This window comes from Cohnella caldifontis (assembly GCF_029360585.1).
GTDB lineage: Bacteria > Bacillota > Bacilli > Paenibacillales > Paenibacillaceae > Cohnella > Cohnella caldifontis.
On record NZ_JAQZSJ010000003.1, the window covers coordinates 325,080 to 337,375 of the forward strand.

The 12,296-nt window shown below is 60.3% G+C and carries 7 protein-coding genes; 5 read left to right on the plus strand and 2 right to left on the minus strand.

What is annotated here, in order from left to right; translation table 11 throughout:
• Positions 1-158 precede the first annotated feature (158 nt).
• The 4 genes from PTZ19_RS07310 to PTZ19_RS07325 all read left to right on the plus strand — a co-directional run bounded on the left by PTZ19_RS07310 (position 159) and on the right by PTZ19_RS07325 (position 9,556).
• Positions 159-6,647, plus strand: a complete 6,489-nt coding sequence (locus tag PTZ19_RS07310; RefSeq protein ID WP_276353692.1) for an Ig-like domain-containing protein — start codon at positions 159-161, stop codon at positions 6,645-6,647.
• Positions 6,648-7,150: 503 nt separating this feature from the next.
• The gene (locus PTZ19_RS07315; protein ID WP_276353694.1) at positions 7,151-8,347 is read left to right on the plus strand and encodes an S-layer homology domain-containing protein; all 1,197 of its coding nucleotides are present in this window, start codon (positions 7,151-7,153) and stop codon (positions 8,345-8,347) included.
• Positions 8,348-8,503: 156 nt separating this feature from the next.
• Positions 8,504-9,307, plus strand: coding sequence for a GAF domain-containing protein (locus PTZ19_RS07320; protein ID WP_276353439.1), 804 nt, complete (start codon positions 8,504-8,506; stop codon positions 9,305-9,307).
• Between the two features lie 42 nt (positions 9,308-9,349).
• Complete coding sequence (locus tag PTZ19_RS07325; protein ID WP_276353440.1) at positions 9,350-9,556, plus strand: hypothetical protein; 207 nt, start codon at positions 9,350-9,352, stop codon at positions 9,554-9,556.
• 529 nt (positions 9,557-10,085) lie between these two features.
• Here the strand turns inward: PTZ19_RS07325 and PTZ19_RS07330 are convergent.
• Complete coding sequence (locus PTZ19_RS07330; protein ID WP_276353441.1) at positions 10,086-10,754, minus strand: potassium channel family protein; 669 nt, start codon at positions 10,752-10,754, stop codon at positions 10,086-10,088.
• Between the two features lie 172 nt (positions 10,755-10,926).
• The gene (locus PTZ19_RS07335) at positions 10,927-11,634 is read right to left on the minus strand and encodes a hypothetical protein (RefSeq protein ID WP_276353442.1); all 708 of its coding nucleotides are present in this window, start codon (positions 11,632-11,634) and stop codon (positions 10,927-10,929) included.
• A gap of 239 nt (positions 11,635-11,873) precedes the next feature.
• On the opposite strand from PTZ19_RS07335, the gene PTZ19_RS07340 reads away from it, so the two are divergent.
• A complete protein-coding gene (locus PTZ19_RS07340; protein ID WP_276353443.1) occupies positions 11,874-12,278 on the plus strand; it encodes a hypothetical protein in 405 nt (134 codons plus the stop codon).
• The last annotated feature ends 18 nt before the right edge of the window (positions 12,279-12,296 follow it).

A 12,296-nucleotide genomic window follows, 5' to 3' on the forward strand; every position in this document is an offset into this window, starting at 1 on the left:
CACGATTGATCCCTCCGCATACGTTCCGTCGGGCCGCGACGCCGATTTTCAGGAAGCCGATACCATTATATCGGCTTTTGGTCATTTTTTGGTCAGTGCCTTATGGTCTAATCAAACATTAGTGAAGTGGAAAAATGCAGGAAGGTGGTTTTTACGTGATGGGTAGGAGGTTTCTCGCGGCGCTGTTAACCATCGGGTTGATATTCCAATGGTTCTCGCCGGGAGTTTGGCAGTCGGCACACGCCGCGGGTTACGCTTTCGGAGGGAACCTTGGCGTAACGATCGGTTCGCCCGGGAAGGCGGTGCTCGGGAAAACGGCCGATTTAGAGATCGAGTTGAGCAATACCACCGGCTCGATGGCTTTCAATGTCGGCGTGCAGATGATTCTGGAGGACGGTCTGGATTTGGATCCGTCCACGGGGACGGCCGCCTCGGAGACCGAAACGGCTTCGAACGGCACGAAGACGTTGTACTGGCGGGACATGAAGGATCTCGCTCCGGACGAGACGTTCACGTTTCCTGTGAAGCTCTTATCTAAGAAAACTTACCGTGCCTCCGGTGAGGACGTCGACTTCGGCGCGACGCCGAAGGTGACCGTCCGATTGGTTGCCAGCAGCGATGCCCGGCATGTCATGGATCCGCCGAATTTCGTGAGCGTTCCGGCGGAAGAAACGCTGCAAATCGTTCCGTTTACGGTGACGATCGAACATGACGGCAAAAACGTCAAAGGCGCGGGTCCCAGTTCGGCAGCGCCGGACAGCGGCGACGAATGGGGCGCGCTTAGCTACAAACTCGTGATCGATAACAACGATCGGTCACCCACGAAGATCACGAATTTGACCAACGAGACGGACGGCGCCTTGGAGACGTACGATTATTCTCTTGCTCCATCGACGCCTCATCGTATCGCGGGCGATAAAAGGCAGGATATTTGGAATTCGATAACGCTGGCTGTCGGGGAGAAGAAGGAGATTTCCTTCAAAGCCGCCTATCTGGAGAAGCAGACGGCGGGCGGCGTGGCGAACGCCGGTCCGGTTGTCAAGGACGGTTACGGCTCGGATTTCTACCAGAAGGTTACATACGGGGCGGAGGTCGACGGTGCGGACTTCGGCACCGGCTCGGTAGAGTACAAAGCGGTGTCGAAAGACATCATCGTGACCAAGACGACCCAGGTACCGGCAGGCGGAATCGAGTACGGCAGCGAGCTGGAGTACGTCTTGACCGTGAAAACGAACGAGTATGAAGCGGTGACGGGGGTTACTCTGACCGATACCATCGGAGACGGCCAGACTTTCGTCGGTTATACGGGAGAGGAAGGGACGGAAGGGACGCCGAGCAATCCGGCGAAAACGGTCGGCATGACCGAGCTGACGTGGGAGCTTGGCGATCTTGGTCCGCATACTGTAGTGACCCGATCTTATACGGTCAAGGTCGACGAGTTTTGGTCGGGCGGGAAGTACGGGACCGGTCCGGTGTTCGCGGGCGACGAATTGGTCAATTCGACGATGGTGACCGGGTATTCGTCGTCCGGCAAAGTGACGGACACGGACGGCACCGTCGTCTGGATCACGGAACCCGGCATCGGGGAATCGATCGTCGGCCTCAACGGCGATACGCTCGATTCCGTGCCCCATGTGGATACGACCGTAGGCGATATTGTAACCTTCGACGTCGAGTACGACGCCTCGAAAGTAGGCGCTCAGCAACACGACGTCATGGTGTTCGATTATTTGCCCCTGGGCACGGAGCTCGTGGGGGATCCTTCGGACTATACGTTGAACGGAGAGGTGCCGGAATACGACGCAGCCCAAAATCGACTCTTATGGGATTTGGGCGACGTGGGCGAAAGCGCAGGCACCCAGTCCGTTCAGATCAAGGTCAAAGTCCTCAACGACACGGACCACGTGAAGGCGGAGAAGGGCGCGGAAAACCTCGTGGTTCTGACCTACACGGATTCCGCCGGCCATGTCCAGAGCCAGCGGAGCAGCGTGAAGCTGAACTACGTGGAGCCGTACGTGGAACTGGACCGCAGCGTGGACAACACGCCGGAAAACGGCCCGCCCGACACGCCCGTGAAGGTGGACGGCGGCCAGATCGTCAAGGTGACGCTGAAGCTCACGAACACCGGATCTTCGCCGGCGTATAACGTGGCAGTGACCGAACCGCTTGCAAGCGGGTTGGCCAATCCGCGCGAAGAGGATGGTACGCCGATTGCCTTGGTTGGCGGGAGCATTGAATTTCCCCCCGTCTCGACGCTTGGCATCGGTTCAACCGATAAATCCGTCGAATTGACCTATTTGGCCGACGTGATCGATCCGATCGGCGCGGAGCGGGAAATCCGGCAAGGGGCGTCATGGACCTATCAGGGACGGGCGGACGCTTCGGGGCGCGGTTATCCCGACGGCGAGGAGACCGATCACGTCACCATGCAGGCGCAGACCTTGAAGGTGACCAAATCGTTTTTCGATTCCGCGACCGGCGGAAAAGACGATCTTCGGGTCGGCGATTGGGTCGTGTACCAAGTAACCGCAGCGCTGCCCGCAGGGAAAGCAGCGCACTTCGAAGCTTGGGACGGCGTGCTGACCGACTTCCTGCCGAAAAACCAATCGTTGACGGCCGTCTTCTCCGACTTCGATAAGAACCTGGACAGCGGCACGCCCATCCCTAGCAGCGGATATACGAGCAATGCCGGCGATAACAGCGTCAGCGTGGCAGGGGTGAAGCTCGACAGTTCGAATCCCGACTATACGATCTTCGTAAAGACGCGCGTGGACAAGCTGGATGCCGGAAAATGGACGGAAAGTCCGAGCAGCAAGGCTTCCTTCGTTTGGAACGACCAGAACGGGGGAGGAGGCTCCCATACGGCGAATTCCGGCTCGGTGACCGTGACGGTCAGCAAACCGAATTTGACCGCTTCATTCGACCGTGCTTCGATCGATCTGGGGCTGGAAGACTCGCAGGATCTCACTTTCACGGTCACGAACTCGGGCCCGAACACCGCCTTCGATTTCACGCCGAACTTGACGATCCCCCCGGGATTCGAGATCGAGGCCAAGGCCGGTACGACGATTGCCGACAAGAGCGGCGATGCGACTTCGGGCTATACGGTGAAGATGCCAATCGTGCCGAATTTGGCGAAAGACGAAAGCAAATCTTATTCGTTCACGATCAAGCTCGTCGGATTAAACGGCTCGGGCTCGGAATATCAGGTCGTCGGGAAGACAGGCGCTTACTACGCGACAGAAGCGGCGTATACGAGCGACCCGGACCAGACCGATCTGAACGGAGACGCGACGGCGAGCGAAGAGAAATTCAGGGCGACGACGACGGCAAAAATTTTGGTGCCCCTCGTGAAAATCGACAACCAAATCGAGTCGACGACCAACGGGACGAGCCTTGCCAAGATCCGACCGGGCGACGTCGTCAACTACAAGCTGACGGTCACCGTGCCGAAAGGAACGAAAGCCTATGCGCTCAACGTAACGGACAAGATCGGCGGTTCCGGCGCATTCGACTGGTGGAACGGTACGGCGTGGGTGACGAGCCCCGGCACGATTACCCTTGATCTCGGAGATGTCGACGCTTCCGACGCACAGCAACCGATCGAGAAGACCGTCAAGCTGAGAGCCAAAGCGGACGGCAGCAGTCCGGCGAACGGATCGTACAAGACTACGGCCCAAGCCCACTGGCTCTCGGTGAGCGGGGACAGCGCATCGAAGAAAGACTCGGCGGAGAAGGAGACCTCCATCCAGGTCGTTCAGCCCGATATGACCCTCGCCCCGGATGCGTTGGCCGCCGCCCAATTCGATGACGACCATCCGTCCATAACGGTCGGCTTCAAGTTGGGCGCGGTAACGGGACCTGACGCTTACAAAGCAGAGGTAAACGTGCCGATCCCCGCGGAATTGAACGTAGTCGAAGGCACGATCACTGAAGGCGGTACTTTCGAGGACGGAGCGGTCGTCTGGACCGGACTGAACGTGACGGGCGGCAGCACGAAAACGCTGAAATTCGACGTCGAACCGGCTCCGGGTGCCGGAGCGGGAGCAAGCGGGATCACGCTGACGGCGACATTAACGCAGTTCGACTCGACGCCAGGCGACCAGACGGATCAATTGGCGAAGACTTACGCGCCGAACAAGACGGCCAGCCAGACGCTGTCCATCAAGCCGGCCGCGTTGACCGCGACGGTTCAATCGAATCCTTATTTGCCCGATCAGAACCAAGTGCGTCCCGGCGATCCGGTGTCCTACCGCGTGAGCATCGACTTGCCGGAGGGCAGGGTCGCGTACGACTCGGTGCTGACGGTGGAAACGTTGACGAACCAGACGATCGATGGCGTCACGGTTGACGGCACGCCGGTGGCTTATTCCGCGGAAGCCGGCGGATATCCGCTTGGCCGTTTGAACGCGGACGCGGAAGTGCTCGTGAACGCCCGGATTTCGACGACCGGCAGCCACAGCGGTCCTTACACGGCCCAGTTCGAGCCGCGGCTGGCCTATGAGACGGCATCGACGGGCGGCAGCGCGCTGACGGCAGTAACGAGCGTCTTGCAGCTGGACGTCGTCGAGCCGGATTTGTCGATCCAGCTGACGGCGGAAGGACCGACGGTGCTGGATGCGATCGGGGATACCGTGCCGTTCCGGCTGGCGGTGAAGAATAACGGGGCCGGTCCCGCCTATTTGCCGCATTTGACGCTGACGGTTCCGGACGGCTTCGCGCTGAGCGCCGTGGGCGCGCCAGGGGATCCGACCGTTACGGCCAGCGTGTACGGCTTCGACTGGCAGCCCCTTTCGATTCCGGCCGGGGGAACGCTGGAACTGACGTTCCATGTCGGCGCTTCGAACGAGACGGCGGTCCATACGGCGATCCAAGTCCAAGCGACGCTGAACGCATACCAATCTTTGCCGGTGGACGGCGGCAAAACGTACGGACCGCTGACGACGGATCAGATCGGCGTGGAAGTATCCGGCGCCCACCAGCTGCTCGGCTCGGATACCCGATCGATCAGGGCGGGCCAGAGCACGGCGTTCGACCATACGTTGCGCAACACGGGGGCCGGCCGGGACATTTACGTGCTGACGCTCGACAGTCCTTTTCCCGTCACGCTGCTGAAGGATGGAGTCGAGATCGCGCGCGGAGCGAAGTCGGGATCCGCCTGGGTATGGACGAGCATCGCGGACGGTTACCGGGATGCCGATGACGCCGGCCAAGTCGCCGTGGCGCTGAACGGCGGGGAGACGGCCGGCTTGCGGCTGCAAGTTCAAGTTCCCGAAAACACCCCGTACGGCGGCGCGCCGGCGGTGATCGAGATCGCGGCCCATGGCAAGCTGAACGGCACGGACAGCGCCGCGGAGGACCGCATTACGGTTATCGGGGACCATCTGGACGGATGGAGCGGCAGCCAGCCCTATGAAAATTGGCGCCAGCCGGCATACCGGCCCGGAGACACGGCGGCGCTGAAGGCGGTCACGTCCGTCCATATCACGTCCGTTAAAGCCCACTTCTTCAGCGAGGCGGGCGGAGGCGCGACCAGCGGCCAGTCGGAACTTGTGCTGGAGAACGAGAAGACCTATCTGGAGGACGGTTACAAGGTATGGGTCGGCTCGGCCGTTTTGCCGAAAGATTCGGAGACCGGCCGCTATGCGATCCGTTTCGAAGCCTACCAGGACGGCGTCTTGAAAGAAACGGACGATACGGCAACGTCCGGAACGGGCGCGAACAATCCGTTCATCGTGCAACGCACCGCCGTGCTTCGGGGGACCGTTTTCGACGCGGCGACGCGAGACGTCATCGCGGGCGCCGTCGTCAAGCTGCGCGATCCGGCCAACTCTGGGGAAGACCGCGAGACGACGACGGACGCGGACGGCAAGTACGGCTTCTCCGATATCGACGTGCGGTTGTACGAAATCCTCGTCGCGGATGAAGGGTATGCCGACGCGGAAGCGGAAGTATACGCGATCCCTGACGCCAGCGGAACCGTGACCCAAGACGTTTACCTGTCCCCGTACCGGCTGACGTTGTCGGCGGACCCGAACTCCCTGCTCGGAGACGGCTTGTCCGAGACGACGCTGACCGCGGAAGTCCTGGATCTGGAGGGCCATCCGCTCGCGGGCGTTCCGGTCGTCTTTTCCTCGCCGAGCGGCAAAGGGACGTTCGTCGGCGGCACGGGCGCCGTAACGGGCGCGGACGGCAAAGCCCGCGTCCAGTTCCGCTCGGACGTCGTGACCGGGGCGGAAGCCCAGCAATTTCCGGTGAGGATCGACGTAAACGACCCTGTTCATGATCTGTTCGCCTCCGATCAGATCGTCATCCATTTCGATCCGGGAGCCGTAACCGGCTTCGTGACGGAGATGGTGAACGGCGTTTCGACCCCGGTACCGGGCGCGTTCGTCACGATCCGCAAGATTTCGACGGCGACCTCAAGATCGATTTCGAAGCGCACGCCGTCACCAAAACCGACGGTTCCTATACCGTGGCCGTCCCGCAAGGCAACACGACTTACGACGTCATCATCGAAAAAACGGTCACCCTCGGGGGTGTCCGGAAACCGCTCAGCTTCCCGCAGACGGCTGCGGTGGGAACGCTCTCGGCGCTGGGACACGAGGTATATCCCGCGAACCAATCGGCCGGCGGCGTCGTGCTGATGAAAACGTCCGACGAATTGGAGGCGCAGTTCCCCGCGAGCTTGTACCGGCAAATGTACGGTTACCTGCTGGACGACGAGGGCAACGAGTACAAGCCCAGCGGCACCCGATTGGAATTCCCGATCGGAGATACCGGCGTCTTCCGCATTCCGGAGCTGCCGGCCGGCGATTATCGCCTGGTGGCGGTCCTGAAGCTTTCGCCTACGGAAGAGATCATCGTGAACGCGGACAAGGCGGGGAATTATCCGCTGCTTCAAGTCCGGAAGGACGGCGAACTGAACATTTCCTCCGACTTGATCGACCCTTACGGGAACGTGACGGATGCCGATACCGGCGAGGCGATCGAAGGCGCGCATGTCGAGCTGTACTACGCGGACACGGAACCGAATAAGATAGCGGGCAGAACGCCCGGGGAATTGGTATCGCTGCCCATCTTGAACGGCTTCCCGCCGAAAGACAACCATAACCCGCAGGATACCGATGCCTTCGGCAACTACGCATATATGGTCTACGGCTCGACGGACTATTACTTGGTCGTATCGAAACCGGGGTATCAAACCTACACCAGCCCGACGATCTCCGTCGGATCGACGATCGTGCGGCATGATCTCCAGCTGCATCGGACGCCGTCCAGCAGCGGCGGCGGAGGAGGCGCGGTCATTCCCGGTCCCGCGGCCGCCGGCGAGTTGGACTTGGCCGTCAGCCTGTTCTCGGATCGGGCGAGCTACGGCGAAGGGGACGTGATCACGTTCACGGTGCAATACGCCAACCGCTCCGATGCGCCGGTGAAAGGCGCCGTGTTGAAAGCCGGCAAACCCGAATATACCGACTGGGCGGAAGCCGCAGGCGGCGAGATCCTAGGCAGTACGGTGAAATGGGAGCTCGGCGATCTCGCGCCTGGGGCGAAGGGGAAACGGGTGTACCAAGTCAAGGTGAAGAACAATGCCCTGACGCAGCGCGAAACGAAGGTCCGCGCGGAGGCGGAGATCACGGCTTCGGACAAGCTGACGAAGTTGGACGACGACCGTTCGAGCTTGGATCTGCTGCTGTTCAGCGGCCGATTCGGCTTCGGCAAGCACCAGAGATACATCGTCGGCTATCCGGACGGCCAGTTCAAGCCGAACCGTCCGGTCACCCGGGCCGAAGTCGCGGGGATCTTCGCCCGGATCATGGATCTTCGGGGAACGGTAACCGGCAGCGTCGCTTATGCGGACGTCCCGAAAAACATGTGGGCCGCCGGCTATATCGAGGCGGTGACGAAAGCGGGCCTGTTCAGCGGGTACGAAGGGAACCGCTTCAAACCGAACCAAGCGATCACCCGCGCGGAGCTGAGCGCCGTCATCGCCCGGTATTTGAAGCTCTCGGAAAGCGCAGAGCCGCTGGAATGGCATTTCAGCGACATCCGGGGTCATTGGGCTGCCCGCGCGATCGAGCAAACGTACCGGTACCATGTCATCTCCGGTTATGAGGACGGAACGTTCAAGCCGAACGCGAACATGATCCGTTCGGAAGCCGTCACGATGATCAACCGGCTGTTGAATCGCGGACCGCTCACCGGCGTGGAAGCCACGTTCCCCGACGTGCCGAAGACCCACTGGGCATTCGGCCAGGTAGAGGAAAGCACGCTGACGCATGAATATTCCCGCAATCCGGACGCTTCCGAGAAGGCGGAAACGATCATTCCCGAACCGCTGTGGTAATCCTCGGCGAACTTCGGCAGCATTCGACGAAGAGCCTGCAGGCGCCTATAAGCCTGCAGGCTCTTTTCTTGTCCCTGCCGCAACTTCCAAAATATTGAAGGCGTCTAATCGTTGAGGTAAACTGAAGGCGGTTGCCAATCGAAAAGGGGGGAGTTCATGGACGGCTTATTGCGGGGGATCCTGGATAAGCTGCCGGCTTGGTTTTACAGCTTGTCCGCGGTACTGTTCCTTGCCGTACTCATTATTTTCTTCGGCATGACGTTGTTCGGAGCCTCAAGGATCACCCGGGCCATGCACAGCATCATGAGCCGCGACCGGCGCATCGAGCAGCTGCACGACCGGCTGCACGAAGCGATCCGGCGGGCGGAACAGCACGACAACGTGGCGTCCCAGCTTGCCACGGCCTGCGGCAACTTAAGTCCGTTGCTGCACCAGCTTAACGTCCTTCGCAGCCAAATGAACCTGATGACCCGGATGAACGAAATCGAATCGCTGGCCCAGCGCTGCCTGGACACGCTGTCCTCCGACATCAAAGTCAGCGCGGGCGGACGCCACCGCTGCGCCCTATGGGTGCAGCAAGAGGAAGAACTGCTGCTGGTATTCGCCAGCTCGGGGTTTCCGAAAACCCATCCCGGCAACCGAAGGCTGCATATTCACCGTTCCATCGCGGGCAGATGCCTGCGCAAGAGACAGCTGATTCACGTCGACGACGTGACGGAGGACGACGACTGGGAGCCGAACCATGATTCGAAATCGCCGTACCGTTCCCTGATTTGCGTGCCGGTCAGTACCTGGGTCGTGCTGACGGTAGACGGCATCCAGCCGATGAGCCACGAAGTGGAGTTGCTTTGCGATCTATACGGGGTTTTGTTCGAAGGGATTCTCCAAGAGCAGGTGAGCACCGTTCAACGCCTAGCCGGGGAAAATCTGAACGGGGAAGCCAGCGCCAGTGGTGCGTAGCCCCAAAATATGGTAGAATCGGATCCGAAGGAGCGTGGATCCGTGGTTCGCCTCGTACAGATACCGACTTTGCGTGCGGTTGCCTTGGCCGCATTGGAACAAAACATGTTGACGCCGTATGCCTACGACGGCTTCTTGCAATGGATCGACCGGATGGAGGAGCAAAGCTTGAAGCCGACGGACGACTGGGCCATTCGTCAAGCGAGCGAAATGATGATTCGCCGGCGCAGGGCCGCTTCCGTCGTCTGAAGACCAGTCCCGTGGAACCCGAGGGGTGTAAAATTCCTCTCGGGTTCTTTTATTTATGCTGCAGAAAGAGGTTGGCGATCCCGTTAAGCCTGCCACACAGGCTAAAACCTACGCGGACGTAGGCTAGTGCCCCCGTTAAGCCTGCCTAGCAGGCTTACACCCACGCGGCCGTAGGCAGGTGCCCCCGTTAAGCCTGCCACGCAGGCTTAATCCCACGCGGACGTAGGCTGACGATCCCGATAAGCCTGCCACGCAGGCTTAAACCCACGCGGACGGAGGCTAGTGCCCCCGTTAAGCCTGCCTAGCAGGCTTAAACCCACGCGGACGTAGGCTGGTGCCCCCGATAAGCCTGCCACGCAGGCTTAAACCCACGCGGACGTAGGCTGCCGATCCCGATAAGCCTGCCACGCAGGCTTAAACCCACGCAGACGTAGGCTAGTGCCCCGGTTAAGCCTGCCACGCAGGCTTAAACCCACGCGGACGTAGGCTGGTGCCCCCGTTAAGCCTGCCACGCAGGCTTAATCCGCTCTTACGTGCCGTTGACGGAGCTTTCGAAATGCTCAATCTGCTCGTTGGTGCCGATGACGACCATGACGTCTCCCTCCTCCACGACATCTTCCGCGGACGGGGCGATGACGACCTGGTCGTTCTTCTTGTTGATCGCCACGATGGAACAGCCGAACCGGGCCCGGGTATCCAGCTCCTTGAGCGAATGGGAGGCGAGCTTGCGGGTCGCCGACAACTCCGCGATCGTGTAGGACTTGGACAGTTCGATGTAATCCAGCAGGTTCGGGGAGACGAGCTGGTTGGCCACCCGAATGCCCATGTCCCGTTCGGGGTAGATGACGCGATCCACCCCGAGTTTGTGCAGCACCTTGCCGTGCGGAACGGAAAGCGCCTTGGCCACGACTTTGGGGATCCCCAGTTCCTTGAGCAGGATGGAGGTCAGAATGCTGGCCTGGATGTCGTTCCCGATGGCCACGACCGCGCAGTCGACGTTGCGGATGCCGATGGAGCGGAGCGCTTCTTCCTCCGTGGTATCGGCAACGACCGTATGCGTCAACTCGGGCCCGATCTCATCGACCGCTTCTTCGTCCTTGTCGACCCCCAGCACCTCGCAGCCCAGGCGGATCAATTCCTTCGCCAGGCTCGAACCGAACCTCCCCAATCCGATGACCGCAAACTGTTCCATTCTCATGCGTCGGGCTCTCCTTTGTCCGCCTTGGACTCCGTCGCGTTACCGAATCTGCGGTTATTATATTGCTCGGGACGGAGAGATTATCCCGATTCCGGATCGGCCGGAAAAAAACAAACGGCAGGGATAACGGAGGATTCCGTTCTCTCTGCCGCTTGCGATTCGAGCGGTTCGATTATACCGTCCAACCGGCGTGTACGACGGCGCACAGCTTCCAATCCCCGCCGACCGGCCGGAGGATCAGGATCAGGCTTTCCCAGTCCATCCCCTCGTTCTTGGAATCGAAGCCCGGAAAATGGAATTCCACGTAGGAGGCGCCGGGATAGACCTCCTGGCCGTTAAACGGCACGTTACCCGTTCCCTTCAATTCATTCACGCTGATGTCCGGCGCGCTGGAGAAATCCTGGTCGTAGACGAATTTCTCGAAATAATCGCGGAACGTAAGCCGAATCGGTTCTCCGCTGCCGTCATACGTTCCCCAATCGTAGGTTGTCTTCGCTTTGAAATCGGGGAGTTTGCCGGCTTCGAACCGTTGGGCCGCCTTTTCTTCGATATGGGCGTAAGGCGAAAAACGGAGTCCTCGTTCGGGGTCGGCGATTTCGGCCAGCCGTTCCAAATCGCGGTCGCGAAGAATGTCCACGGCGTCCCGGGCCGCTTTTTTCAACGCCTGGTCGGGGTCGGGGGCTTCGCTTGGGGGAGCGGCGGCGGGTGAAGGCGACGGCGCTTCCGATCCGGTGTTGTCGGCGGGCACCGTGGCCGAGACGTTAGTAGGAGCATCCGCTTGCGATCCCGACGGGGAGCCGACGCCGGCCGATTGGCCGCAGCCGGTCAACGGGAGCGCCAGAAGCGCGGCGAGAAGCAGCATTCGTGTGGTGTTGCGCATCATGGCATACCTCCTTGCGGTTCGGTACTGGATTAGACGCAAAAAACCGCCGGATGTTCCGCTCGGAACCGCCGTTTTTCAAGAATTCGCGGCTCTGGGATCCTGGAAGTTCGTGCCTGAAGACGTCTCGCCCGTAATTCTTTTGTAAGAAAAACGCAAGAGAAGTTTACGAATCGGGTTAGAAGGGGGTTAGGAACGGGCGGTACATTGGGAGGGAATCGAAACAGGAGGATGAGATCATGATCAGAGGAAAATGGATGCTGCTGCTCAGCGTCGCGGTACTGGCGGTCGGACTGACGGCCTGCGGCAAGGACGGATCGGGAGGCAAGATGGACGGCGGCAACGGGAGCATGCAAACGGAGAAGGCCCCGGACAGCGGAATGATGCAAGGGAACGACAGTATGAAAGACGACGGGATGAAAGAGAGCGGGATGAAGGACGACGGGATGAAAGACGATGGCATGAAGGACAGTGGGATGATGAACGACGGGATGAAGGACGACGGGATGAAGGACGACGGGATGAAAGACAGCGGGATGAAGGACGATGGCATGAAGGACGATGGCATGAAGGACGATGGCATGAAGGACGATGGCATGAAGGACAGTGGGATGAAAGACGGCGGGATGATGAACGGAAAATAAAGGCCGCGGGCGCGACCG

Bases quoted from the DNA above. Each gene is read 5' to 3' on its own strand.
- PTZ19_RS07310 (WP_276353692.1), top strand. From the start codon at position 159: ATGGGTAGGAGGTTTCTCGCGGCGCTGTTAACCATCGGGTTGATATTC.
- PTZ19_RS07315 (WP_276353694.1), top strand. From the start codon at position 7,151: ATGGTCTACGGCTCGACGGACTATTACTTGGTCGTATCGAAACCGGGG.
- PTZ19_RS07320 (WP_276353439.1), top strand. From the start codon at position 8,504: ATGGACGGCTTATTGCGGGGGATCCTGGATAAGCTGCCGGCTTGGTTT.
- PTZ19_RS07330 (WP_276353441.1), bottom strand. From the start codon at position 10,754: ATGAGAATGGAACAGTTTGCGGTCATCGGATTGGGGAGGTTCGGTTCG.
- PTZ19_RS07335 (WP_276353442.1), bottom strand. From the start codon at position 11,634: ATGCGCAACACCACACGAATGCTGCTTCTCGCCGCGCTTCTGGCGCTC.
- PTZ19_RS07340 (WP_276353443.1), top strand. From the start codon at position 11,874: ATGATCAGAGGAAAATGGATGCTGCTGCTCAGCGTCGCGGTACTGGCG.